We start from the raw sequence: 25,168 nt of genomic DNA on the forward strand, positions 1-25,168 counted from the left end.
ATCAGGCGTCTCCGTCATACCAGAAGGCATCCGGCATGTAGATGCCGAGATACGATGTGGGTTCAAAGCCGAAAAGCGCCTTTTCCGGCACGTTTCGCATGCGTTTGACATGGACGACGGGTTGCAGCGCGCCGTTGACGATGCCGATGGAAAATACCTGCTGCGTGTAGATACCAAGCATTTCCAGCCAGATGGCCTCGCGTTCTTCCTCGGTGACGCTTCTGCGCCATTTTTTCAGGAGGTCGAGCAGATGCGCTGCTTCCGGCAGGTCAGGCTCCTTGCCCTCGCGCCCGCCGGACAGATAATGGATGCCCCAGACCGGCCATTGCAACTGGTCGTCGCCGGTGGGCGCAAGGCCCGAAGGCAACATGTCGGGGGTCGGCACGCCATTGTCCATGCCCATCCACACCGACATCAGCACCTCGCCGCCCATGGCACGCTTGCGGAAGACATCGCGCTGGGTCGGGCGGACCGAAACCGCAATGCCGATATGCCGCCAGTGGTCCGTGACCAGTTCCATCACGTCCGTTTCGAGCGTGCTTTCGCCTGTGGTCTCGACGATGATATAGGCTGGACGGCCGTCCGGCAGAAGCCGGTAGCCGGCGCTGTCGCGCTTATCGAGACCTGCTTCGTCAAGCAACCTGTTGGCCATCGCCCGGTCGAAGGCACTCCAGGCCTCGGCAAATTCCGGTCGGTAAAGCGGGCTTTCCGGCAAGACGGTGTCGGCGCTTTCCTTGGCCAGCCCGTAAAAGCAGACCATGTTGATTTCGTGCCGGTTTATAGCGAGCGACATTGCGCGGCGCACGCGCACGTCCTGGAAACAGCTCCGCCATACAGGATCGGCGCAGTTCAGATTGGGCAGAAGCGCAATGCGCGACCCTTGAGAGCGTTTGTAGAGGTTCACCTTCAGAGGAAAGCGCTTTTCGGCATCCTTCAGGAAGGTGTAGTCGGCGAAATCGAGGCCGAAATATTGCAGATCGCTGTCACCCGACGCCGTCTTGGCCGAGATGATGTCGGAGGAGGTGACGTTCAGCAGGAACCGGTCGAGATAGGGCAGTTGCAGGCCGTTTTCGTCGACACGGTGATAATAGGGATTGCGTTCGAAAACGAACTGTTCGGCCGGTGGCGAAGTCGTATTGCGCCAGGCGTCCAGCGTCGGCAGAGCGGGATTTTCTGGACGGACCTGCCGCGACATCTTGATATGCAGACCGCTCCAGTCATCCGCCTTGTTCTTCTTGATGAGCTTGGCGAGGTTTTCCGCGGTCTGATATTTGATGTGGAACTGCTTCATATAGGCGGCGGGCAGGAAAAGCCGCGCGGGCGATGCTGCTGCGAGCTTTGCCAGAAAATCGGGGTTCGGACCTTCCCAGGTATAGCGCACCGTCAGCCGGTCAATGACTTCGATCTGGGGAGGATTGTTGTTGACCAGCAGTTCGATTGGCGGGCCGCCCTTGTGAATTTCCTTGTTGAGAGCAACATCCTCCCAGAAATACCGGAAATCCTCGGAGGTTAAATCGCTGCCGTCGGACCATTTGTGGCCTTCTCGCAGCTTGAAGGTGAAGATGCGTTCGTCCTGAACGTCGTAGCTTTCCAGAATGTCGGGATGAAGCTCGAATTTTTCGTCGTAACCAACCAGGCGGGCATAGTTGCTGATGGGCATAAGCCGGATATCGCGCTGGCCGCCGATCAGCATGCGCACGGAACCGCCGTGTTTTCCGGGCTCCCGGCCAAGCGCCTTCATATCGATGACGCGCGGGTTTTTCGGCAAGCGCTCGGCAATATCAGGCAGCTCACCTTTTTCCCGCTTTTCCTTGAAGTAGGCGGGGTCGGTATAGGCAGCGCGCGCATAGGTCGGCAAAAAGACGGAGGCCATCAAGGCAAGGGTGGTGCGGCGCGTAATCACGAGCGAAGCTCCCTGATGTCGGCATTGCCATTTGCGAGAACGAAATGGCCATCGCCAAGATCGGCAGAGATCATTTCGCCGTCACCCTCGTCGCGGAATTGCTTGCCCCAGTCGAACTTGCCCGTCGCGCTGATCTTGCCGATGGTGCGGAAATCGAGCGGACGGTCGAGATCGGGAAAAGGCACGGCCGCCAGCAACGATTTTGTATAGGGGTGAACCGGAGAGCGCATCATGATTTCCCGCGGCGCCAGCTCGACGATGCGGCCCTCGCACATCACCGCCACGCGGTCCGCCATGTAATCCACCACTGCCAGATTGTGCGAGATGAAGAGGTAGGTAAGTCCGAGGTCCTTCTGCAAATCCTTGAGCAGGTTGAGGATTTGCGCCTGCACCGAGACATCTAGGGCAGAAACGGGTTCGTCGCAGATCAGCAGTTCGGGACCCAACGCCAGGGCTCTGGCAATGCCGATACGCTGCCTCTGGCCGCCTGAGAAACTGTGCGGATAACGGTTCAGCGCGCTTTCTCCAAGGCCGATTGCCTTGACGAGATTACGGACTTTTTCCGCGCGGTATTTCGCATCGCCCCGTCCATGGATTTCAAGCGGCTCGCTCAAAATATTGCGCACGGTCATGCGCGGTGAAAGCGATGAGATCGGGTCCTGGAAGACCATCTGTATCTTCGACCGCAATTCCTTTAGATCGCCGTCCCTTGCATTGAGGACGTCGATATCGCCCTGCGGCCGGTGAAAGGTCACGGAGCCTTCATCCGGGCGAACGGCGCGCATGAGGATTTTGCTGACGGTTGTCTTGCCGCTGCCGCTTTCGCCGACGAGGCCAAGGCATTCTCCCCGGCGGATTTCAAAACTCACGCTGTTGACCGCCTTGGTGGCATTGGCATCGCGGCGGCTAAACCAGCTGGACTTCCGGGTCGTGAAGGTCTTGCTGATATTCTCCACGGTCAAGAGCGGGCCGGGGGTCTTGTTCACTGCGGCGGTCTTCTTGCCGACAAGGCTTTCGTGGTCGACGGTGATCTCACGAAGCGCCTTCAGCCTCTCACCCGGCTTCATGTCGAAATGCGGCACGGCGGCCATCAGGCCCTTGAGATAGGGGTGGCTCGGTGCCTTGAAAATATCGTCGACCGTTCCGGCTTCCATGATCTCGCCCTGATAGATCACGGCAACCTCGTCGGCGATGTTTGCCACCACGCCGAGATCGTGGGTGATGAGCAGCATGCTCATGTTCAGCCGGCTCTGGAGATCGCGCAGGAGTTTGAGGATTTGCGCCTGTATGGTTACATCAAGAGCCGTCGTCGGTTCGTCGGCGATCAGAAGCGCGGGGCGACAGATCAGTGCCATGGCAATCATGGCGCGCTGGCGCATGCCGCCCGACAATTCGAAGGGATACATGTTCACGACCTTCTTTGGGTTGGAAAACCCTACAAGGTCGAGCGTCTCATGCATTTTTTCCGCGCGCTCGGCCGGCGACAGGATGCTGTGGATTCTCAGCGCTTCGTCAATCTGGTTGCCGATCGTGTGCAGCGGCGAAAAAGACGTCATGGGTTCCTGAAAAATCAGCCCGATGCGATTTCCGCGTATAGCGCGGATTTCCCGGCCATCCTTCGGCAGTTGCAGCAGATCGACGGGGCCGGCTGCGGCATTTGCGGGATCGGTAAACAGCACGCGGCCGTTCACGCGCGCCGTCTTGGGGTGGATGCCCATGATCGTCTGGCCGATGACGGATTTTCCGGAGCCGGATTCTCCGACAAGCGCGGTCACTTTTCCCGGAAGAATGCGAAGGCTGGCACCCCTCACGGCGTCAATCGTGCCACCCATAAGAGAAAACGAGACCCGCAGATTTTCAATACGGAGCAAATCTGCGCCTGCGCTCATGCTAAAGGGTTCCTTGCCGTCTCTCTTTATCGTTGTCTTGTGACAATTTGCTCAGGAGGGCTTAAAGGCACGTTATCGTAGGGTTTGTTGTCTGTCTATGCCTCTGAAACATCGAATTGTTTAGCAAATTCAAAGCCGGCTTCCAAATTGCAATGGCTTGCCTGATGGCTTGTGTTTGGCGATATGTTAACGAACGTTCCCGGGTGAGGATCCATGTCCGACAAGAAATATTACGATGCCCAGCTGGATAGAGCCCGGCAGTTGCAAAACCAAGGACAATATGCGGAAGCGCATGCGCTTCTCTTATCGCTGGTTGCAGTAAAGGACGGGCACCTGATGGGTGAGCGGACAGTGCTCGGTCTGCCGCGCAGGCTGCATGCGGCACGGCTGCGTCTTGCCAAGGCTGAAGGCGATGTGGTCGCGAGGATCGGCTATCAATACACGCTGGTTCCGCCGCCGCAGGTGCTTGCAAAATATGCGCATTTTTCCCCGGAGGAGCACCGCGCTATCAATCTGAAAAGCAGGGAGGACGTGCCGAGGCGCATCCATCAGATTTGGATCGGAGACAAGGCCCCGCCCGTATCGGTCAAGGCCTGGGCCGCCCATGCCGCCTCGCATGGTTACGAATATCGCCTCTGGCGGGAGGCCGATCTTGAGCGGGAAGGCGTGTTTTCGAATGACGTCTTCAGGACGATGCTGGAAGACGGCGATTATCCCGGTGCTGTCGATGTGGCCCGCTATGTCGTGCTGGAGCGTTTTGGTGGCATCTATCTTGATTGCGACTGGTATCCGGCGCGGGATGATGCGAGTTTCGATGCTTTCCTGCCACTGGTAGGGCTGACGGCGTTTGATGAAGAAACACCGCGCGATACCGGGCAGGGCAGCATGCTTCTTGCCAACTCTTTCATTGCGACACCTGCCGGCCATCCGGTCTTCCGCAGGATGCTGGAGGCGTTTCCGAGGATTCTTGAGGAAATGCCGCGTGCGCCAGCCTGGTGGTCGACGGGTCCGCTGATCTTTACCGTCATCGCTCGGGCTGGGAGCATCAGCCTTGCGCCGGCGGGGTTTGTTGCCGCTTCTCTTGCCGATCGCGCCGCGTTGCAGGAGGTTGAAGCTGTCAGGCGCGAACTTGCCACCAAGACGGGTGGTTTGCTGATTGCCTGGAAGTCATGGTGATATCTGGTTGATGAGTTCCGCCGAGGAACGCCAGCGCGCGGCAGGATGTTTGCCGGTAATTTCGAACAGCCGTTTCAGAAAACGCCAGACGTTGTCATCATGCACGAGATGATGGGTGAGGATGCCGGTCGTGCCGCCGTGCTCCGCAGTCTGCAGGATGCGGGCGGCGGTCTCGGCGAAAAGGATGTCGTCTTCGCGCCCACCGCGGCTGCCGTGCCAGTCAATCACGTCGACATGGGTGTTCAGGCAAGGTGGCACGGCGTCTTTCTCCGGGCCGAAAACCGAAAGCGCTCGATATCCGAGGTCTGCCAGTCCCTGCACCACATTGGCATCTATGCGGTTCCACGGCGGAACGAGCATAGGCACGAAACGCCTGCCATGCAGATCGTGCAGTTTTTCCAGCCCGGATTGCAACTCGTCGAGAACGATGGACAGGTCACGGTGTGATCCGAGTTCCTGTTTCTTTTCTTTCTCGGTGGCATAGTTCGTATGGGACCAGCCATGCACGGCGACATGGGCAATGTCAGTCGTATCCAGGTGCTGCGCGAGCTTGTCCGTCGTCATCTTGGGAATAACCGCAAGCGTGACCGGCGCGGAAAAGCTGCTGCAAAGATCGAGAAGCGTGTCGAGCGCCGGTGTCGGTTCCACCGCATCGTCGTCCCTGAGCCAGAGATCGGCCGTTATGCCGCGTCGTCCACATTCATCCAGTGCCGCTACGAGTTTTTCCAGACTCATGATGTTTGTGCCTTTGCTCGCAACAGGATATCGTTCAGTTCTCTTGCAGCGTTTTCCAGAGATCGTTCATTTTTTACGAATTGGCGGGCTGCCCTTGCCAATTCCTCCCGCCGCTTGTCATCGCCGAGCAGAGTTTCGATTGCTCCAGCATAGGCGGCTGTATCATTTTCCGGTGTCAGTAATCCGGTGGTTCCGGATTTTACCACTTCGGGAACGCCGGCCACCGCTTTGGCGATAACGGGCAGGCCCGCAGCCTGTGCCTCGAGATAGGCGAGACCATAGGCTTCGCCATGCCCCGGCCAGACGTAAACCGATGCTTTTGAAAGAAGTTCTGCGATTTCGTTTGCGTTTTTTTCTCCGTGCCAGACAAGACGGCGATCGGGAAAAGAGCTGAACATGGCTTGCACGGCAGCGCGTTCCGGCCCGTCGCCGATGATATCCAATGTCCAGTTCAAATCCTGCGGCAACAGCGCAAGCGCTTCGCGAAGCGCGCGATAGCTGTCGAACTTGTCACCCGCCCGCATCATGGCGACGGTGATGAGTTTTCCCGGTGTGGGGCGCGGAGCAATTTCAAGAAAATTACTGGCATCGATAAAGGGCGCCAACATCGCCGAGCGGAGTGCGGGAGAGGCGCGGACAAGCCCGTCGCGATCACGCGCGGTGAAGCAGATATTGATGGCGGCAGCGTTCAATGCGGCCAGTAACTCGTCCTGAACCGCCTGCCAGCCCATGCCATTGCGCTTTGGGGAATAGGAGGCCTCGGCGGTGACGTAGGGAATATCGAAACGTGTGCCCAGTTCCGGCCCGAGCAAGTCCGGGGCCTTGTAATAGGGGTGATAACAAAACCACAGATCCGGCGCGCCTTCCCGCTGCCAGCGCTCCGTGATGGTCTCGATTTCGTGCGTCGCCGCATCGGCAAGCAAGGACCTCGCCGGATCGTCAGCCTGTTTGAGAAAGCTGCGCAGCTCGGAAGCGACGGAAACATCGTGGCCGCTCATCGCCATCGCCTTCATCAGCAGGCGGGCCATCAGCCGGTCTCCGGAGGGAACGGGATGGTTGGGCGATTTGAGCGGTGAATAAAAAGCGATCCTCATCCGGATGGTTGTGCGTCGCCCATGGCTCTGGCGTCAACCGGAATTTGAGAGGGCCGAGCCTTGACAGCCTGACCATTCTTGCCCAACTGAAAGGCATCTTTTGCACATGCGCGGAGCGTGACACGCTTTGACTTCCCCAGTCGTTTCCCAGAACCTGCTTTCCAGCATCGAAAACAAAAGCGCCAAAGCGGCGGTGATCGGCCTTGGCTATGTCGGCCTGCCGCTAGCCATCACGATCGCCAAGGCCGGTTTCAAGGTCGTCGGTTTCGATATCGATCCCGGTAAAATGGTCGCGATCGATGCCGGCCGCAGCTATATCGAGGCGGTTTCGGACGAGGTGCTGGCAAGCGTCAGGCGCGATGATGGCTTCATCGCAACGTCTGATTTTTCCAGACTGGCTGAATGCGATGTGATTGCCATTTGTGTGCCGACGCCCCTGACGAAATATCGCGAGCCGGACCTCTCCTATGTCGAAAAGACCTGCCGGGACATTGCCGCGCATCTGCGCAAGGGGCAGCTTGTGGTGCTGGAATCGACCACCTATCCCGGCACGACCGACGGGGTTGTGAAGACCATTCTGGAAGGTACGGGACTTGTCTCCGGCGTCGACTTCTTCATCGGTTTTTCGCCCGAGCGGGAAGATCCCGGCAATCGCGATTTCGAGACCTCGACGATTCCGAAGGTCGTTGCAGGCGATGGCGAGGCTGCCGGGAAACTGATGGCGGCATTCTACGGCTCAGTGGTCAAGAAGATCGTTCCAGTCTCGACAAACGCCACGGCCGAGGCGGTGAAAATCACCGAAAACGTCTTCCGTGCTGTCAATATCGCGCTCGTCAATGAACTCAAGGTCGTCTACGAGGCCATGGGCATCGACATCTGGGAAGTGATCGACGCGGCGAAAACCAAGCCGTTCGGTTTCATGCCGTTTTATCCCGGCCCGGGTCTTGGTGGCCACTGCATACCGATCGATCCTTTCTATCTCACCTGGAAATCGCGAGAGTACGAGTTGCCGACGAGGTTCATCGAGCTCGCCGGCGAAATCAACACCGGCATGCCGCGTCATGTCATCGGACGGGTCGCGGAAGCCCTCGACATCCGTTCCGGCAAGGCGCTCAGCCGCTCCAAGGTGCTGGTGGTCGGTCTGGCCTACAAGAAGAATGTGCCCGATATTCGTGAAAGTCCTTCGCTGAAACTCATAGAACTTATTCAGGAGCGCGGCGGCGAAGCGGCCTATTATGATCCGCACGTGGCAGAAATCCCGAAAACCCGGGAATATAGCCACCTGATGGGCATGAAATCCGTGGCTTGGGACAAGCAGACCGTCAGCGCCTTTGACGCTGTTCTGGTCGCGACCGATCACGACAATGTGGACTATGCCGCTCTTTGCGAATGGTCGCCGCTGATCATCGATACGCGAAACGTCTTCGCACGTCGGGATATCGCCGCAAAACACATCATCAAGGCCTGATCGCCTTCTCCCGGGCATTTCCGGCAACATCGCCATACGTTTCTACTGGAAATGCCCGGCATTCATGAACGGACGGACTATGAGCAGATTGGACAGTTTCATTCGCCGGTTGACCGCGCAGCGCGATATCCTCAACCACGTCAAGGCCGATCTTGATCTGCCTGACGAAGGTGCGATCATGGAAATAGGCCTCGGAAACGGGCGCACGTTCAATCATTTGCGGGAACTGTTTCCGCAACGTCGCATCGTTGCCTTCGACAGGGCCATGGGTGCACACGCCTCGTCTGTTCCGGCACAGGAAGATCTCGTCATCGGTGAAATATCGGAAACCGCTCCGGCCTTCATCGGTGTGGAGGCGGCCATGGTGCATGCCGATATCGGCACGGGCTACCCGGAAAAGGATGCCATTACCCTGACATGGCTGCCGGACCTTGCGGCGGGCATGCTGGCAAAAGGCGGCGTTGCGGTCAGCGGTCTGCCTCTGGATCATCCCATGCTGAAGCCTCTGCCGGTGCCGGAAAGCGTGCCGACCGACCGTTATTTTCTCTATCGCAAGATTTGAGGCCGGATGGCCCGTCAGAGAGAGCGCCGGGGTTGCCTTATAGGTAGCGCTCGCTCTCTTCTTTCGAGAGCAGGAAAACTTTCATTTGCGAGTTTCTCCCGCGAATGGCGATTTTTTCGCTTCGCAAATCGGCAATCTCCTGTCCTGCCTGAATGATGGCGGGTTCGGAAACGACAATGGCGGCGCCGAATTCCTTGGCCTTGGATTCCAGCCTGCTCGCCACATTCACGGTGTCGCCGATGGCGGTCAGGGTTTTCGCTGCGCCATAGCCCATGACGCCGACGATCGTCGGGCCGGCGTGGATGCCTACTACCACTTCCAGCCGGACGGCAAATTGTTTTTCCAGTCCCTCATTCAGGATTGAAAGCTCCCGCAATATGATAGCGGCGGCCTTCATGGCGTTGCGGCAGGCATTTTCTGCATCGTCGCCAAGTCCGAAAAGAGCCATGGCGCCATCACCGATGAATTTGTCGAGATGTCCTCCGGCCTGTTCTACGGCCTGCCCGACGATGGTGAAGTAGCGGTTTAGAAGAAACACGACGTCATATGGCAGTTTCGCCTCGGAAAGCGCGGTGAAATTGCGGATATCACAAAAGAGGATGGCGATCTCCTCTTCCTTGCCCGGCCGTGCCGGTTGCGCATCCGCTGGCAGGTCGCTCTGTTGGGGCGGCGATACCAGAAGCGCTATTCCAATATCCTGGGTGGGCCGCAACTGGCAGCCGAGCCGCACATCTGAATCGGCATGGATGCGCCTCAAAGTGGTTTGTTCGATATCTCCAGGAGGCGGAAGCGGGCCTTTGCTTTCGACAATCCTGACCCGGCAGGTCGAACAGCGTCCTTTGCCGCCGCATACGGAATAATGCGGTACGCCAGCCAGTCTGCTGGCCTCCAGAATGCTGAGCCCGGCAGGGACGCGCGCTTGCGCGCCATGCTCATAACGGATTTCGATAGCCGTCGATCTCTGTCGCCAGCTGCGCACGCCGCGCAAGACGAACACCAGCATGACCGCGCCGACAAAAATCGCTTCCGTTGCGTCGGTAACGAAACGGATACGCGTCTCCATCTCCCGTTGTAACGGTATGTCGTCTCTTTGAACGGTGGTATCTGCAAGCCCGGGAGGAAGTGAGTATTTTCTGTCTACCTCCTCCAGCCAGCGGCCGGCATCGCTGAAGCCCAGAAGCGCCAACAAAGGCAGCATCACCGCCACAGTCATGAATATCCCGGCAATTTTGGGATACCAGTCCCGGTAACGTAACCAGAAAAACAGGCCGATACACCCGTGGGTCCAGATCACGATCAATGCGAGGCTTTGCCACGCGCCGGCCATGGGGTTGTTGATCCAGAGTCGGCGAACGACCGAGTAATATCCCACGTCGATGTTGTAGATCATGTGCGACACGCGAATATTAACGGCGTGGCTGATGATCAAAAACGGGATCGACAGGCCAAGTATGGCTTGCAGCGCTTCGCGAAGCGGCATGCGCAATGTCCGGCGCTGATAAAGCGAGCGCAGGACAAGACAGACGTGCACCACAACCGACCCATAAAACAGCAGGCTGCTGACGGGATTGAGCCAGATCAGGCTGAACCATTTTCGCGCCCGCTCGGCGGTATCGATGGAGATGAGAGCGAGCGAATGGTTGAAAAGATGGGAAAATACAAAGGCAAAAATGATGAGGCCGGACAAGATCCGGGCGCGTCTCAAATTGGTCTCCGAAAAGAAACGGATCATGCAAATCCCATCATGCGGTCATTTGGCGCAGAATCATCATTAAGTGTGCTCTGGTGTCTTTAATGCAGGGTATCTCGTGGCAATATCGTGGAGCAATGGGCCGGCGATGGTCAATTGTGCGTGTTCGAACGTCGGTTCGCCGCATGATACAAATCAGGCTTCAAAAAAGCGTCAAACGCAGGCTAGCAACACGAGATTGGTGACCGCGATCAGAGGTCGATGATCTGGCCGTCCATTGTCGCGAATGCACCGCTGAACTGGGCTTTTGCCTGTTTTTCGATGTCATCCAGCTCATCGTCGCTGCGGCTTGGGGCGTGGTGGATGAAGCCGACATTTTTTGCGCCTGCCAGTTTGGCAAGGCGGATCGCCTCCTGCCAGGACGAATGGCCATAACCGCGATAAAGGCCCATCTCCTCATCGGTAAACATGGCGTCGTAGAGGAAGAGATCGACGTCCTTGATCAGATCAAGCACGTTCTTGTCGATATTGCCCGGTTCATGTTCGGTATCGGTGATGATGGCGAATGACTTTCCCGCCCAGTCCAGGCGATACCCGATGGCGTTGCCCGGATGATTGAGCATTCCAGTTCGGATCGAGAGGCCCGGATGAACATCCAGGACGTCGCCCGGCATAAAGTCACGGGTTGCCATTTTTGCGCAACAGACTTCCAGCGGTACGGGGAACCATGGCGGGCTCATGAAGTCCTTGAGCATTTCCCGCGTTGTCATGGTGCCGGCAAGATGACCCGACCAGATGGCGACATCGTTGGAGCTATTGTAGAACGGCTTGAAATAGGGAAAGCCGACGATGTGGTCGTAATGGCAGTGAGAGAAGAACAGGTTGACGTCGGTAATACCTTCCGCCCGCAACGCCAGACCAGCAGGGTGTAACCCCGAACCCGCGTCGAACAAAAGAACATGATCTCCGCATCGTACCTCGATGCAGATGGTATTCCCGCCATATTTTCGGAAGTTTTCACCTGAAACAGGAAGCGTTCCCCGCGCACCCCAGATCTTTACCCGAAAATCTTTATTACCTTCCCGACTTACGATGTCGGAATCGAACGCCATGACACACCCCGATTACAACGGAATCTTGCACGCTTCCTCCCATGAAGCCCGTTGTCTCTACAGATTATTATATCCGCTCTCTTTTGGCGGACGCCCTTACCCTTATTCAGTCAGCATTTCATTTATATTGCAATGGTGCGACATTTATTTTTCCAACATCGCCATCCACGGTAGCAAGAAATTGCGGCTCATGTTCTCGCGTTTGCACGCGCTTTGCTAAGCTCCGTCGTCGTCTGGGTGAGACGTTCGGCAAGAACGCGCATGACCTTGATGGTAATGTCAGGGAAATCGGACATGAGCTTGAAGAACTGTTCCTTGCCGATACGCAGGGCTTCCACGTTGGTGGAGGCGCGCACGGTTGCTGTTCTGACGCTGTCGCAGAGAATGGCGATTTCACCGACGATCGCATTGCCGGTCATTTCGGCCACTTTTAACGTGCCCGACGGAGAATCGACCAGAACATCCACTTTGCCGGTCAAAAGGACGTAGGCCGCATCGCCGACATCTCCCTGCCGGAACAGCATGTCGCCGGTGTGATAGGACACGCGGTCGGATGCGAATGCGAGAAGTTTGAGCTTCGACGGTTCCATTTCCGAAAAAAACGGGACGCGTTTCAGCATTTGAATTTCGTCTTTGAAAAGCATTGCCTTACCCTGTTCTTGTTCCACCTCGGTCACTTTCTTGGATTTATGTTGCGACCATATCCTTGAATGTACCGTTTTCCTGCGCAAGAGTCTCGTAACTTCCATCAGCGCTGATAAGGCCCTGATGGACGACGATGACCCGGTCGAACATGCGCGAGAGCGTCGCATTCGACAGAACCCACACGATCGCCGGGTTATTATTGTTCTGTTTCAGGAATGTGATGACCCGTTCGACAATTTCCTCCTGTTGCCGCGGATCTAGGCCGGGAAGGGGGCGATTGAAGACGTAATAGTCGGACTTGCGGATGAGCGCCCTTGCGAGATTGAGCTTCTGCCGCTGGAGTGGCCCGAGCCGCTTGCCGCCGGCGCCGAGGTTGAAATCCAGACCCACCGCAAGCACACGCTCATAGACGCCCTGCTTGCGCATGACCTCGGCCACGATGTGGGTGATGCGCCGTGATGCGTCGGTATAACGATGGCTGACCTTGCCGAAGAGAATATTGTCCAGAAGGCTGGTGGCACTCATGTATTTCGTCGGATCGTAGATTTCGATCACGTTCTTCAAGCTGTCCGGCAGGTTTTCATGGAACATGTGCCGGACTTCAACGATCCGGTTCATGATTTCCGGTGACAGAAGGCCGAAACGCTGCCGGGGCTCAATGTAGAAGAAGCTCAGCCGCAGCATCGCGCGTCTTTCGCTTTCATTGGCCTCGTCGAAACTCCGGCTCTGAAGACGCTGCAGCATTTGCTGATAGACCGGAACATCGTCGGGTGTCATGAATGTCAGCTGCTGGAAGAAGGGGTGGTCACCCGGCAGGTCGGCGAAGATTTCCACGATGTTTTCGGCAATCGTATACCCCATTTCGAACAGGGTTTTGACGAGGCCTGTTTCGCGCATCAGCGAACGGAAATATTCGCTTTCTATGACGGTCCTGATCGACTGTGATGAGTCGCGCATGGTACCGAACAACAGGTTCTCGCCCACGGTGGCCTCACTGTTGTAGCTCTCCAGCTCAAACGGAGCAATGAGGCCGCTCAGGTTCTCCTTTTCCAGTTCGGCGCGCAGGACATGTCGCAGTTCCACAATGCGGGCCGCAAGATGCAGGTCGGTCAAAGGGTCGATCGTCGAGCGCAACGCGAATTCCAGAATATCCTGTGAAAGTTCCACGCTGTCGAGCACAGCCAGAACGGCCTGGATGAGGTTTTCCGGCTTGCCGTCACCGGCCGGGCTTGAAGCGTAGTCGATCCATTCGCTGTTGATGTCGATCGTCGGATTGCCCGCAAGCTTGGCTTCGCGGATCTCCCATTTGCGGTGTTCCAGCGCTGCACCTTCGTATTGCTTTTCGACAAGCGGTGCATGCTTGAGACCGTAAAGCAGATTGTCCTTCAGGCTGGCGTGGAAAAAATAGCTGTCCGAGGACACATAGGAGATGCGCCGGCCCGTCAGCGATTCAGGCAATTCCAATATGTCGACGTCGTTGATGCTCACCTTGCCGGAAGTCGGCCAGAGCGTGCGGCCGATAGCATCCGCGAGCGCCTCTGCTCCCGATCCGCCGACGATGGCGATCACCTCGCCTGCCTCGATCTTCAACGATGCCTGTTCCAGAAGCCGGCTGCCGCTATCGTCTTCCAGCGTCAGATTGCTGACGACGATCGGTGCGGCAATTGCCGCGACTGCTCCCGGTGACAGTTTTTGCACCTTGTCATCGATCATGTTCGACGCATCGAACTGCTCGAAGACCTGCTCGTATTTTACCTGAACATCCTGACGCGCCTGATCCCAGTCGATCAGCTCCTTCAGCGGTCCTGGCAGTTCCTTATAAGCGTTGATGACGGCAACCAGCTGCCCGACATCGAGGCTGCCCTTGAGCGTGAGATAGCCGCCGAGTGCATAAAAGAAGAAAGGGGTGAGCTGCGCGAGGAAGTTATTGATGAATTTGACCAGAAACTTCCACTGGTAGAGATCGTAGCGGATCCTGAAGATGTCGCCGAGCCGGTGCGAGGCATCGGCACGCTCGAAATTGGAGGTGTCATAGGCGTGGATGGTGCCGATGCCGTCGACCATTTCGCCGATGCGCCCGGCAAGCTGGCGTGCGCTTAGCTGCCGCTGGCGCCCGAGTTCGATGAGGCGACGGCGCATTTTGGGGATGATGCCGACCTGGATGGCGGCCATGAAAGCCGCAATCAGACCCAGCCAGAAATTCTGCACGAGAATGAAGAAGAGTGCCGAGAGCGCCTGACCGCCGAGAAGCGCCGGCTGCACAAAGGCGTCGCCGGTAAATCCGCCCAGCGGTTCGACCTCGTCCTTCACCATGCTGGAGATTTCAGCACCCTTGACCCGCTTGAAATGCGTGGGCGGGAACCGCAGGATCCGATCAATAAGTTCGAAACGGATACGCCTGAGAAGCCGCTCGCCGAGGCGGCCCTTGAAGGTGTTGATATAATATTTGAAAAGCCCGTTGATGACGACAAGCGCAAGGAAGGTGAGGCTGAGCGCCATCAGCATCGACATGCGGTTGAGTTCGAGCCCGGGGAAGAGCGTCACGGTGCCCCAATAGGGAATATCGACCGTGAGATGCATGAAAAGCTGTGTCGCGTTTGCCCCTTCGAAGCCGTCTCCCTGAATGGGCCCGTTGACGATCTGTTTGGGCAGATCGAAGGCGAGGAAATAGGGGATCATGGACAGGGCGACGATCAGCAGAATGAAAAGCTGCTGCCGCTTCGTATGCGACCAGATATAACGCGTAAGGCTTTGTTCCATATAAAACTTCTATGACCTGTCGGGCAGGGCCCGGCGTGTTGGTTTGCGCGGTGTCAAGACGGTCAGGCTGCCGGGTGGCGGGATCCCCTCCTGCAAATAGGTATGTGACTCGCTATTTATCAGTATATTCAAGCGGTTTCGAGCAAAATAGCGCCCGTGCCGAGGCTGGCCCACGATCCCCGATATTTGTTTTTGTAACGTGCATTCCACATTCGATATTGAGACGACTACATTTTTAGACTTCCCTAATGTTATTGGTTTTACTGTAGAACAGGACGTTAGGACGCTCCGGTATAGTTATCCCGCAAATGGTTGAGCCGACACAGGCGTAGTGATTGCAAGGTCGATGGCGATAGATATTTCAGAGCGTGCAAGCGGTGAACCGTCCCCTGACATGTTGTCGCTTTCGGGCATTGCATCCGATGGGTCGATCGCACATCCGGTTTCTTTTCAAGGATGCACGGGTGTTTTTCACCCGGCGCGCAAAGAGGTCAAACAGGATCATGCGGTTCTTTTCGTCAGCCCCTGGGGCATGGAGGAACTGTGCACTCGCAAGTTTCAGCGGGTTGTGGCTGAACGGCTGGCGGCGGCCGGCGTCGCCAGCCTGCGGTTCGACTATCATGGCGCTGGGGATGCGCTAGATCCGGAGGATGTCGGCCGTGCGGCGGATTGGCTTTCCGACACGCGAGCGGCGCTCGATTATCTAAAACGTCTTTCCGGCTGTTCCAGGGTGGTCGTCATCGCTCAGGGTCTCGGCTGTCTGATCGCCATACAGGCGCTCGCCGATGCGGCGGCCGGCGATTCCATGGCGCTTCTGGCGCCCGTCGTCTCCGGCCGGAGCTATCTTCGCGAACTGGCGATGTGGTCGTCCATGATTGACGATGGCCTTGGTCTTCGTCCCGGGCAGCGCATGGCGGAGGCGGGGGCAATTGCAGGCATGGACATGCCGGTGGGTGTTGCTGATGCTATCAAGAAGGTCAATCTTGCAAAGCTGGATACTGCTCCTGCGCGCAGCATTCTGGTGCTGTCGAGACCGGGCCGGGCGAGCGACAGCGATTTTGCCAAACAACTCGCCGCGATTGGTGCCGAGGTGGGGGAGGCGGAATTTGAGGGATATGACGATCTCGTATCCAGTCCCACACTCTCGAAAATACCCGGCGATGTGGTGAAGCGGCTTCGGGATTGGGTCCTGTCCCAAACTCATGCCGCGGATGCGGCGGGTCCGCAGGAGGATTTCATCGTCAACGCTCCGCAGCGCGGTCGCGGTTTTCTGGAACAGCCGGTGCAATTTGGCGAAGCCGGCCGGCTTTTCGGTGTTTTTTGCGAGCCTGACGATCGGGTGGCGGTCTCCTCGGTCCTTCTGCTGGGCGCAGCCTACGACCGGCATGCGGGTTGGGGCAGGCTTTCCGTGCAAACGGCCCGTTTGCTCGCACGGGAGGGTATCGCTTCGCTGCGGTTCGACGCGGCCAATATTGCCGACAGCCCCCCGGTCAAAAACGCGCCCGATCAGGTTCTTTACGACGCGGCGCAGAATGATGACGTGGCCGCCGCGCTCGATTTTCTCAGTCGGCGTGGCAAAGGACCCGTCGTTGCTGCTGGGCGCTGCAGTGGCGCCTACCTCGCCTTCAATGGCGCGCTTGCCGATGACCGGATCAGCGGGGTGGTTGCGGTTAATCCGGTTGTGTTCCACTGGCGGAAAGGCCGCTCGGTCGATGAAGCGCTGCACAAACCGCCACGTTCCTTTGGGGAATACAGCCAGCGTTTTCGCCAGGGCGCCACGTTCAAGCGTCTCGTCAGCGGCGATGTCGATGTGGTGAGCGCCGGTCGCAATATCGCCAAGGCGACGCTCAAGAAGCTTTCGATAAAAACGGCAAGGCTTTCCCGCCGGGGGAGCGAGGAAGGGCGTGCCGTCTACGGTGCTTTCGACAAGCTCGAGACAAGGGATGTGTCCATAAGCCTGCTTTACAGTGACAATGACGACGGGCTTGAGCATTTCCGGTATTATTTCAACGCCGATGGCAGGGGCCTGTCGGCGTATCGGAATGTGTCGCTGACGATTATTCCTGACGCTGACCATAATCTTTCAACGCCGGAGGCCAGAAAAGCCTACATCGATGCGGTGAAGCTGATGGCTCTAAAAGGAAAAACGCCGGCTGGAGCCTAGCGAGACGACATCGCCGGAAGGGGGCGTTTCGGATGTTGCTGTCTCCGGCAAAAGGTCGATTTTTCTGGTTTCACCGGGTGCGAGATGGAACCAGCTTTCCGAGGCGCGGTAATCTTGCGCCGTAATATGGACGGATTGCGCCAGCCGGTCCGCGCCGATCTCGAGCGACCAGATGCCGTTCGCCTCGCTCACCCCCACCTGAAGGTTGGCGGCGTGCAGTGCTTTTTTCCGACCGAGAGGAAAATGGAATGCGTCTGCGATGACAGATCCGGTCGCGACATCGCGGAGCCGGGCTACCGTCACATCATGGGAGGGCGGGCCGAAACGATAGGCATAGGTCGTATCGAAAAAGGCGCCGAACAAATCGGTTGCGGCGATGGTCTGGCTCTGTCGCGGCGAGAGCGTGAGCGGCCGTTTGGCATGGACGACAGGTTGCGTGCCATCGCGCAGGCAGGTCAGTTCCAGCATGGCGTCAAGGTTGTCGCCGGTTTCGTTGATGACATGAATGTCCAGCCCGTTGGTGCCTTCATCGGAAAGGCTGACCTGGATGGGACGAAACGCTCTTTTCAGCGCATGCCAGACGGATTTGGGTCTGCCGGTGGCATCGATGATACCCCAGCCAGTGCCGGGAACGAGATCCTGCAAGGTCCAGACCAGGGCGCCCCGGCAAGAGGACGCGTCGCGACGCCATTCGGCGAAGGTTGCTTCCATGACCTCGGCAGTGACGGCACGAGACATGTCGAGATAGAGGCCGCCATCCTCCCGACGCAGCACGTCCGGCTCAACGTCGTAAAGCAGTTTCAGATAATGGTCGCGAATATCCTCGAAATCCCAGGAAGCGCCGCGATCGCGTGGCGTGCGCGCCTTCCAGCGCGGATCATGCACCGCCAGTGCGGGAAGATGTCTGTCCAGCGTTTCCTGTTCGGGAATATTGGCGAAGGCCAGGCACTCAGCGGCAAAGCGGAGATTGGCCCGGCGGGCATCTTCCAGCGGACGGCAATAGGCGCCCACACCGTAATAATGACCAACCCCGACATTGGGGAAGAAGGGCAAGGCGCCGCCTGAAGGGGAATTCGCCACATAGGCCGCGTCTGGCCGTTTTTCGGCCAGGACGTTGGGCAAAATTGCCTCGGTGAGCGTTCCCTTCCATATCTGTTCCGGCAGACCGAGCATCGCGCCCTGCTGGTACATTTCGCTACCACCGCAAAAAACGATCAGCGAAGGGGAAAGGGCGGTCGCCTCGAGGAACTGCGAGATTTCCGTAACGATATGCTGGCTGAGCGCCTCATCCTTTGCTGGATAATCAAAATTGGCAAGCATGGCGTCCTGCCAAACCATGATGCCGAGTTCATCGCACAGCGTGAAGAACTCCGGCGTTTCATAGGCCATCGTGCCGCCGATGCGGATCATGTTCATACCGGCTTCGGCAGCTTTTCGAAGCCAAGGCTCATAGTCCGGTCTTGTTCCCGGCAGGCGCACGATGTCGGCGGTCGTCCAGACTGCGCCCCGGCAGAAAACGGGGTGCCCGTTTATCTGGATGCCGAAACCGTTTCCGTCTTCGCCGTAATCCACCTCCACGCGCCTGAAGCCGGTGCGCCCGAGCCTGTGTTGCTTACCATCCAGTTCCAGAACGACTTCATGAAGCGCCGGTCTGCCGTGGGTATGCGGCCACCAAGTCTCGACATCGGGTATCCGGAGTTCGCCCAAGAATTCGCCGTTTTCACCTCTGGAAAGATCGGTGCTGTAACCGGCGCAGGTGAGCCGTGCGGATGGAATGTCGTGGTTCGCCTCCAGGGCGATGTTGACCGTTCCCGTCCCGGTTTCGTCGAGCGAGGACCGGACTGTGCAAAGCACGCCTGACTGTCTTATAAGGCTGATCGGTCGCCATGGGCCGGCGGCATGGATTTCCGGGCACCAGCCCGGCATATATCCGAGCGCCGTGGTGCGGATAAGCCGCAGACCTTGGGTGTTCATCATCTGCGGCCGCCAGCGGGCGCGGGGACCGGTTTTTTCGAGCCTTGGCGAAAGTGCCCGGAAGCAGATGGACAGTTCGTCCGCGCCTGTCAATTCAACCGGCACTTCCAGCCTTTCGAACATGCTCTGGCTGGCGGCGATCAGTTCGCCGTTGAGGAAGATTTCTGCAATCGTCGACAGGCCGTCGAAGCGCAGGATCGCCCGCTCCCGAACGTCGGAAATCATCGTCAGACGGTACCAGGCATCCCTGTCGTTCAATGGTGTCGGATTGAAACGGTCAAATTTTCCGGCCAGTTCCAGAGCTTGCGCCACTGTTCCGGGAACGGACACGTGAAGGCTTTCAAGGGTTGCGGGAATTTCCGAGGGCGTTTCGCAGGCATTGGCGGACGTCAGTGTCAGCGTCCAGCCTTCACTCAGCAATTTTTCGCTTTCGCACGGAAGATAAGTCCTCACGCGGCCTCGCTGGTGTTCGACAATTTTGCCGCAAGGGCTTCCATCACACCATCCCATGCTTCCGCAGCCGGATCGAGCACCGAGGCGAGCGCGTCGAATTTACGGCGTGTGACGGCGCGAGCTAGCTGGAACTGCACGGTCTTGGCGACCTCGGATATGCGCAGCGCGTGGTCTCTCGCTTCAGCAAATTTGCTCTTGTCCAGCCATTCGAGGTGGCTCGCCGCCAGTTCGAAATTGGCGCCGAGCTGGCGCAGCGTATTGAAGGCATATTTGTGGAAAAAGCCGAACGGACGGTCTGCCACCTTCTCGACCTGAGCCGGAAACACGGCTGCAAAAGACCTGACCGGATTGTCGGATGGTCGCCGTGAAAAATGAAACTTCAGCAGCCGTTCGGCCGTTTTGCGGATATGCGCCGGCGAAGGGTTGCTGTCTGCGAATTTCGCAAATTCCGTATAAGGCAGAAAGGGCGGCTCGCTCTCTGACAGGTGATGCTGGAACAGGCCGTCGAAATCTTCGCCCGACAGGTGGAAAAAGCCGGCATTGTGGAAATAATCGAGTTCCCGGTTTGCGAGGTCCATCCGGTTGATGGCGATGGTGGTCTTGCCATGTTCCTTCCGGTAGCCCACCCCGTGGGTATCGGGCATATAGAAGCTGTCCATCTCGATCAGGCAGATGCGGCCGCGCTCCAGCTGCGCTTCGATATGGTTTTCAACCCGGTCGAAGATCGCAAGTTCGGTGGCGCGAACGCCATAAAGTGCTTCCAGATCTTCCAGCGGCACCTTGAAGAAGGTGAACTGGTCGCCTTCGAAATCCTGCGTCAGTGTGAAGCCGAACATGGCCTCAGGCGGCAACCCTTTCGAGGCCAGCACCTCGATCCACAAATCGATGTAGCAATTGGTCTCCGGCCACATTCTTTCCGAAGAATGAAGCGGGTGCTGCACATAGTTTTTGGGATCGAGACCGGGGAAAATCTGCCGCATGAATGGTTAGCCCCAGAGTGTTTTCAAGGCCTTTTCGGGCCAAGTTTTTACATCCAGTCCGTGATGCGCAAAAAGTGCCAGCGCAATGCGCTCAAGGCCGAAACCGACGCAGGCGGTGTGAGCCACATCACCATTGTCGAGGTTCAATCCCCATTTCTGGCCAAAGGCGTCCTGATGGTAATTGAAGCTCATGCAGGCCGTCGGGTTGGTGGCGGATGTGACGGGGATCAACAGTTCGAATTTCAGGTTCTGGTCGCGCTGGTTGTTGGCGAGCATTTTGCCGGCGCGGCCGAAGAAGGGATCGTTGGCCACGTCGATGGTCACATCAAGGCCCACGGCTTCCATCATCGCCACGCCGCGATCCATCCATGTCTGGCGGAATTCGGTCACATCGCTCTCCGTGCCCATGCGCACATATTCCCGCATGCGGAAAAGCTGCTGACGTGCCGGGTCCTTCGAGGGTTCATGGCGGAAACAATAGGACTGGATGTCGTAGAGACCGCCGCCGGAAGGCAATGCGCCGCGCTTGGCGATGGTCGGATAAAGAGGGTAGCAAGCGGCCGGCGTCAGCACGATATCGGTTGCTTTCTGGTCCTTTGTCCAGTCGCCGCCCTCATCCATGGATTTGAGAAGGCTGACATGGTCAAGTTCGCAACCGCAGAAGGAATGCACCGTGCCCGCAAGCTGCGGGAAGCTTTTCATGTAACCGCTCTTTTCGAAATAGGCGCGGTTGATGCCGGGCGGGAAGCGGATCGCCTCTGCACTGTCCGGGCCGCCGGTGCGGTCTATCAGGCGTTCGAATGCGGCAATGACGTCCTCGAACTGGCCGCTGCGTCCGTAAAGACCATCGACACCCGTTTCAATCAGCAGGCCTTCTTCGAACAGTCGATCGAGAAACGATGTTTGCATATCCATGGTCTTATCCCAAGAGGCTGGTGTCCTGCTTGTGAACCAGCAGGAGATTGGCGGAATTGCCGAGAATACGGTCGTTGGAAATCATCAGGCGCGCGGAATGCGCGTCGCGAAGGTGTCGGCCAAGGCTGTAGGGCGTACCGTTCTTGTAACCCATGATGCCGCAGACCAGCATCGCTTGGTCGATGATCTCTAGAATGGTTTCCGAAGAACAGATCTTCACATTGTTCATGGCAACCGCGAACGCCATGGACATCAGCTTGTCCGGGTCGCTCTTGGTGTCTTCGTAAGCCTTTACGCCCGCAATGACGTTGGATTTGACCACCTGCAATTTCGTGGAAATTTCGGCAATGTGGATAGCGCCTGGCGGTGTGACACCGGGCGACTTGCGTGCAGCCGTCCTGACGAAGGATTGCGCGCGCAGCACCGCATCCGACGCGATGCCATACCAAACGGCGCTCCACAGAAGATGCGAGCTTGCAAGCATGGATTGCGCAGCGATTTCCGCAAATGGTTTTGGGAATATCTGCACCGCCGGTGCCTCGCCGCGGAACAGGAAACCGTCCGAACAGGTGCCGCGCATGCCGAGTGTGTCCCAGACATGGGTCTTCTCGAGCCTGTACTGATCTTTCAGGAAGACGGTCATCACCTGATCGGCCGGGGCGGCATCCTTGTGGGCGCGCGAGGTGATGAGGATGGCATCCGCATTGCTGCCGTAGGAAATGACGGTGGCGTCCTTCTCCAGCCGGCAAATGTCTCCTTCGACCTCGATAGCGCAGATGGAATTGCGCAGATTGCCGCCGATTCCGCCTTCGGTCGTGGCCGAGGCGAGCAGAAGCTGTTCGCTTGCAATGCGGCTCATGAAGCCCGCATGCCATGGGCTTGTCTCGCCGTGTTCCACAAGGCTCGATGCCTTGATGTGGTGCATGGCGAAAATCATCGCGGTTGCCGAACAGGCCTGGCCAAGCCGGGCGCAGATATCGGCGATTTGCTGTATGGATGCGCCTTCGCCACCAAGAGAGGACGGGACCTGAATGCCGAGAAGGCGCTCTTGTCTCAGCGCCTGGACGGCTTCCTCCGGGAAGCGACCGGTGACGTCCACCTCGTCCGCGTGTTTGGCGGCAATTGCTGCGACGCGGCTTGCGCGCGCGGACAGCGTTTCATCCTGCGGCGCAACGGTCACATTCATCAGGCTGCCTCTTTACCATCCAGAATGAGCTTAACGGTGTCTTCAATGGCCTTGATGCTGGCAAAGGACTTGCGGTTCAAGAGGTTGTCGGGGAATTCGATATCGAAAGCTTCCTCGATACCCAGCATCAATTGCACCGATGCAAAGGAAGAAAGACCCGCCGCATAAAGATCTGCTTCGTTTTCAATCGTATCGACGGGGGTAGGAAGCTGGCCGAATTTTGCCAGTATTTCACGAATAGTCGCATTCATTCCGACTTATCTCCCATGAATTTAACATCAGGATGGTTTGTGCTTATCGTTAATTTGAAAACGATAATATTCGCCTAAACCGTTAGGTTAATTACCACTAACGGCGCTTTTGTTGTTCGTCCACCTTTGCCAGCCATCAGCAGCACCCTTGACAAATGTCGGGCGGTGTTTTCTCTTGTGTCCATTCACCAGGGGTGTCCCGTCAAGGGGCTGAGATTCTGCTTTTATGCGCAGTGACCCGTTGAACCTGATCCAGTTCATACTGGCGTAGGGACGGTGCAAAGACCGAAGGTCGGATTGCGTGTAACTTGCGCTGCCGACGCGTCGGTATTTTCCATCATTCCGGCTCGAACTGGGTCTCCACTGTCAAACTTTGGAGCCTCATGATGAATATCGTTGCCAAGAATATCCCGCTTGTCGTCACAACCGGGCCGCATCCCGCCTCCACGAAAATCCACAAAACCGGAATTTTGCATCCGCATATTCGCGTGCCCATGCGCGAAATCGCCGTCCACCCGACGGCGGGCGAACCGCCGGTCACGGTCTATGATTCCTCAGGCCCCTATACCGATCCATTGCATAACGTTCTGATCGAAAAGGGTCTGCCACGCCTGCGTCACGACTGGGTTGTAGCGCGCGGCGATGTCGCGGCTTACGACGGTCGGCACGTCAAACCGGAGGATAACGGCTTTGCCACCGGCGAGCGCCTGACGCCGGAATTCGCCGTGCGCCACCAGCCGCTGAGGGCCACGGAAGGAAAAGCCGTAACGCAGCTTGCCTATGCGCGGGCAGGCATCATCACGCCGGAAATGGAGTTCATCGCCATCCGCGAAAATCTGGGGCGCGAAGCGGCGAAGGAGAAGCTGGCTCGTGATGGCGAGAGTTTTGGCGCGCAGATACCCGATTATGTGACGCCGGAGTTCGTCCGTCAGGAAGTCGCATCGGGTCGCGCCATCATCCCTGCCAACATCAATCACCCCGAGCTTGAGCCGATGATCATCGGCCGTAATTTTCTGGTCAAGATCAACGCCAATATCGGCAATTCCGCCGTCACTTCCTCCATGGCCGAAGAGGTGGAGAAGATGGTCTGGGCGATCCGCTGGGGTGCCGATACCGTCATGGACCTTTCGACCGGGCGCAACATCCACAATATCCGCGAATGGATCATCCGCAATTCGCCGGTACCGATCGGCACAGTGCCGCTTTATCAGGCGCTGGAGAAGGTCAACGGCATTGCCGAGGACCTGAATTGGGAAGTGTTCCGCGACACGTTGATCGAACAGGCGGAGCAAGGCGTGGATTATTTCACCATCCATGCCGGTGTTCGGCTGCATTACATTCCGCTTACCGTCAACCGTGTCACCGGTATCGTCTCACGCGGCGGGTCGATTATGGCCAAGTGGTGTCTGCATCATCACAAGGAAAGCTTCCTCTATGAGCATTTCGACGAGATCTGCGACATCTGCCGTGCCTATGATGTTTCCTTCTCGCTGGGTGACGGGTTGCGGCCCGGTTCGATTGCCGACGCCAACGACGCCGCGCAATTTGCCGAGCTGGAGACGCTCGGTGAGTTGACACAGATCGCATGGGCGAAGGATTGCCAGGTCATGATTGAGGGCCCCGGCCATGTGCCGATGCACAAGATCAAGCAGAACATGGACAAGCAGTTGAAGACATGCGGTGAGGCGCCCTTTTATACGCTTGGGCCGCTAACGACCGATATCGCCCCCGGTTACGACCACATCACTTCCGGCATCGGGGCAGCGATGATCGGCTGGTTTGGCACGGCGATGCTCTGCTATGTCACGCCGAAGGAACATCTGGGTCTGCCTGATCGTAACGACGTGAAGGTCGGTGTCATCACCTACAAGATCGCGGCTCACGCTGCCGATCTCGCCAAGGGTCATCCGGCAGCACAGGTGCGGGACGATGCGCTGTCGCGTGCAAGGTTCGAGTTCCGTTGGGAAGACCAGTTCAACCTGTCGCTGGATCCGGACACGGCGCGCTCCTTCCATGACGAGACCCTGCCGAAGGAGGCGCACAAGGTCGCACATTTCTGCTCGATGTGCGGGCCGAAATTCTGCTCGATGCGGATTTCCCACGACATCCGCGCCGAGGCGCAGAAGGAAGGGCTGGAGGCCATGGCCGCGCGCTTCAAGGAAGGTGGCGAGCTTTACATGCCGCTCGCGACCCCGGCAGACGGCCAGTAGC

At 57.7% G+C, this 25,168-nt stretch carries 18 protein-coding genes and 1 riboswitch; of the genes, 5 read left to right on the plus strand and 13 right to left on the minus strand.

Annotated elements, in window-relative coordinates:
- Position 1 precedes the first annotated feature (1 nt).
- Positions 2–1,903 carry an ABC transporter substrate-binding protein gene (locus F617_RS0116855; protein WP_019566081.1) on the minus strand — a complete coding sequence of 634 codons (1,902 nt, stop codon included), beginning with the start codon at positions 1,901–1,903 and terminating at the stop codon, positions 2–4.
- Complete coding sequence (locus F617_RS0116860; protein WP_003516799.1) at positions 1,900–3,792, minus strand: ABC transporter ATP-binding protein; 1,893 nt, start codon at positions 3,790–3,792, stop codon at positions 1,900–1,902. The genes F617_RS0116855 and F617_RS0116860 overlap by 4 nt, the downstream gene beginning before the upstream one ends.
- Before the next feature lie 213 nt (positions 3,793–4,005).
- On the opposite strand from F617_RS0116860, the gene F617_RS0116865 reads away from it, so the two are divergent.
- Positions 4,006–4,968, plus strand: coding sequence for a glycosyltransferase family 32 protein (locus tag F617_RS0116865; protein ID WP_019566083.1), 963 nt, complete (start codon positions 4,006–4,008; stop codon positions 4,966–4,968).
- On the opposite strand, the gene F617_RS0116870 is transcribed toward F617_RS0116865, so the two are convergent.
- Together F617_RS0116870 and F617_RS0116875 are read right to left on the minus strand one after the other, a co-directional pair.
- Positions 4,960–5,703: a polysaccharide deacetylase family protein gene (locus F617_RS0116870; protein ID WP_019566084.1), complete on the minus strand. Its 744-nt coding sequence runs from the start codon at positions 5,701–5,703 to the stop codon at positions 4,960–4,962. The genes F617_RS0116865 and F617_RS0116870 overlap by 9 nt on opposite strands.
- Positions 5,700–6,797: a glycosyltransferase family 4 protein gene (locus F617_RS0116875; RefSeq protein WP_026330907.1), complete on the minus strand. Its 1,098-nt coding sequence runs from the start codon at positions 6,795–6,797 to the stop codon at positions 5,700–5,702. The genes F617_RS0116870 and F617_RS0116875 overlap by 4 nt, the downstream gene beginning before the upstream one ends.
- A 127-nt stretch (positions 6,798–6,924) precedes the next feature.
- Here F617_RS0116875 and F617_RS0116880 point away from each other — a divergent pair, with 127 nt between their 5' ends.
- Positions 6,925–8,265, plus strand: coding sequence for a nucleotide sugar dehydrogenase (locus tag F617_RS0116880; protein WP_019566086.1), 1,341 nt, complete (start codon positions 6,925–6,927; stop codon positions 8,263–8,265).
- A 79-nt stretch (positions 8,266–8,344) separates the two neighbouring features.
- Positions 8,345–8,827 (plus strand): class I SAM-dependent methyltransferase, encoded by a 483-nt coding sequence (locus tag F617_RS0116885; RefSeq protein WP_003516804.1) that lies wholly within the window; start codon positions 8,345–8,347, stop codon positions 8,825–8,827.
- 37 nt (positions 8,828–8,864) lie between these two features.
- Here F617_RS0116885 and F617_RS0116890 read toward each other — a convergent pair whose 3' ends face one another.
- From F617_RS0116890 to F617_RS0116905, 4 genes are all read right to left on the minus strand, one after another.
- Positions 8,865–10,559 (minus strand): adenylate/guanylate cyclase domain-containing protein, encoded by a 1,695-nt coding sequence (locus F617_RS0116890; protein ID WP_003516805.1) that lies wholly within the window; start codon positions 10,557–10,559, stop codon positions 8,865–8,867.
- 209 nt (positions 10,560–10,768) lie between these two features.
- Entirely contained in the window at positions 10,769–11,629 is an 861-nt protein-coding gene (locus tag F617_RS0116895; RefSeq protein ID WP_019566087.1) for an MBL fold metallo-hydrolase, read from the minus strand.
- A 188-nt stretch (positions 11,630–11,817) separates the two neighbouring features.
- Complete coding sequence (locus F617_RS0116900) at positions 11,818–12,273, minus strand: cyclic nucleotide-binding domain-containing protein (protein WP_003516807.1); 456 nt, start codon at positions 12,271–12,273, stop codon at positions 11,818–11,820.
- A 43-nt stretch (positions 12,274–12,316) separates the two neighbouring features.
- Positions 12,317–15,034: an ABC transporter ATP-binding protein gene (locus F617_RS0116905; protein ID WP_003516808.1), complete on the minus strand. Its 2,718-nt coding sequence runs from the start codon at positions 15,032–15,034 to the stop codon at positions 12,317–12,319.
- Between the two features lie 346 nt (positions 15,035–15,380).
- Between F617_RS0116905 and F617_RS0116910 the strand changes: the two genes are divergently transcribed.
- Complete coding sequence (locus F617_RS0116910; RefSeq protein WP_081626745.1) at positions 15,381–17,198, plus strand: serine aminopeptidase domain-containing protein; 1,818 nt, start codon at positions 15,381–15,383, stop codon at positions 17,196–17,198.
- On the opposite strand, the gene F617_RS0116915 is transcribed toward F617_RS0116910, so the two are convergent.
- Genes F617_RS0116915 through F617_RS0116935 form a run of 5 tightly spaced genes read right to left on the minus strand, consistent with a single transcriptional unit; the run spans position 17,169 to position 22,957 of the window.
- Positions 17,169–19,625 carry a glycoside hydrolase family 2 protein gene (locus F617_RS0116915; RefSeq protein WP_019566089.1) on the minus strand — a complete coding sequence of 819 codons (2,457 nt, stop codon included), beginning with the start codon at positions 19,623–19,625 and terminating at the stop codon, positions 17,169–17,171. The genes F617_RS0116910 and F617_RS0116915 overlap by 30 nt on opposite strands.
- Positions 19,622–20,605: a DUF1839 family protein gene (locus F617_RS0116920; protein WP_019566090.1), complete on the minus strand. Its 984-nt coding sequence runs from the start codon at positions 20,603–20,605 to the stop codon at positions 19,622–19,624. Before F617_RS0116920 ends, F617_RS0116915 begins: the two co-directional genes overlap by 4 nt.
- A 6-nt stretch (positions 20,606–20,611) precedes the next feature.
- Positions 20,612–21,520 carry an amino acid--[acyl-carrier-protein] ligase gene (locus F617_RS0116925; RefSeq protein WP_003516814.1) on the minus strand — a complete coding sequence of 303 codons (909 nt, stop codon included), beginning with the start codon at positions 21,518–21,520 and terminating at the stop codon, positions 20,612–20,614.
- 4 nt (positions 21,521–21,524) lie between these two features.
- Complete coding sequence (locus F617_RS0116930; RefSeq protein WP_019566091.1) at positions 21,525–22,706, minus strand: acyl-CoA dehydrogenase family protein; 1,182 nt, start codon at positions 22,704–22,706, stop codon at positions 21,525–21,527.
- On the minus strand, positions 22,706–22,957 hold the full coding sequence (locus F617_RS0116935) for an acyl carrier protein (RefSeq protein WP_003492279.1): 252 nt from the start codon (positions 22,955–22,957) through the stop codon (positions 22,706–22,708). Before F617_RS0116935 ends, F617_RS0116930 begins: the two co-directional genes overlap by 1 nt.
- A 180-nt stretch (positions 22,958–23,137) precedes the next feature.
- Positions 23,138–23,249: riboswitch (TPP riboswitch) on the plus strand.
- Positions 23,250–23,343: 94 nt separating this feature from the next.
- On the opposite strand from F617_RS0116935, the gene thiC reads away from it, so the two are divergent.
- Entirely contained in the window at positions 23,344–25,167 is a 1,824-nt protein-coding gene (gene thiC / locus F617_RS0116940) for a phosphomethylpyrimidine synthase ThiC (RefSeq protein WP_026330909.1), read from the plus strand.
- Position 25,168 lies beyond the last annotated feature (1 nt).

The sequence above is a fragment of the Agrobacterium sp. 10MFCol1.1 genome (genome assembly GCF_000381165.1).
GTDB lineage: Bacteria > Pseudomonadota > Alphaproteobacteria > Rhizobiales > Rhizobiaceae > Agrobacterium > Agrobacterium tumefaciens.

Coding starts and splice junctions, on each gene's coding strand:
- F617_RS0116860 (WP_003516799.1), bottom strand. CDS start 3,792: ATGAGCGCAGGCGCAGATTTGCTCCGTATTGAAAATCTGCGGGTCTCG.
- F617_RS0116865 (WP_019566083.1), top strand. CDS start 4,006: ATGTCCGACAAGAAATATTACGATGCCCAGCTGGATAGAGCCCGGCAG.
- F617_RS0116870 (WP_019566084.1), bottom strand. CDS start 5,703: ATGAGTCTGGAAAAACTCGTAGCGGCACTGGATGAATGTGGACGACGC.
- F617_RS0116875 (WP_026330907.1), bottom strand. CDS start 6,797: ATGAGGATCGCTTTTTATTCACCGCTCAAATCGCCCAACCATCCCGTT.
- F617_RS0116885 (WP_003516804.1), top strand. CDS start 8,345: ATGAGCAGATTGGACAGTTTCATTCGCCGGTTGACCGCGCAGCGCGAT.
- F617_RS0116890 (WP_003516805.1), bottom strand. CDS start 10,559: ATGATCCGTTTCTTTTCGGAGACCAATTTGAGACGCGCCCGGATCTTG.
- F617_RS0116895 (WP_019566087.1), bottom strand. CDS start 11,629: ATGGCGTTCGATTCCGACATCGTAAGTCGGGAAGGTAATAAAGATTTT.
- F617_RS0116900 (WP_003516807.1), bottom strand. CDS start 12,273: ATGCTTTTCAAAGACGAAATTCAAATGCTGAAACGCGTCCCGTTTTTT.
- F617_RS0116905 (WP_003516808.1), bottom strand. CDS start 15,034: ATGGAACAAAGCCTTACGCGTTATATCTGGTCGCATACGAAGCGGCAG.
- F617_RS0116910 (WP_081626745.1), top strand. CDS start 15,381: ATGGCGATAGATATTTCAGAGCGTGCAAGCGGTGAACCGTCCCCTGAC.
- F617_RS0116920 (WP_019566090.1), bottom strand. CDS start 20,605: ATGCGGCAGATTTTCCCCGGTCTCGATCCCAAAAACTATGTGCAGCAC.
- F617_RS0116925 (WP_003516814.1), bottom strand. CDS start 21,520: ATGGATATGCAAACATCGTTTCTCGATCGACTGTTCGAAGAAGGCCTG.
- F617_RS0116930 (WP_019566091.1), bottom strand. CDS start 22,706: ATGAATGTGACCGTTGCGCCGCAGGATGAAACGCTGTCCGCGCGCGCA.
- F617_RS0116935 (WP_003492279.1), bottom strand. CDS start 22,957: ATGAATGCGACTATTCGTGAAATACTGGCAAAATTCGGCCAGCTTCCT.
- thiC (WP_026330909.1), top strand. CDS start 23,344: ATGAATATCGTTGCCAAGAATATCCCGCTTGTCGTCACAACCGGGCCG.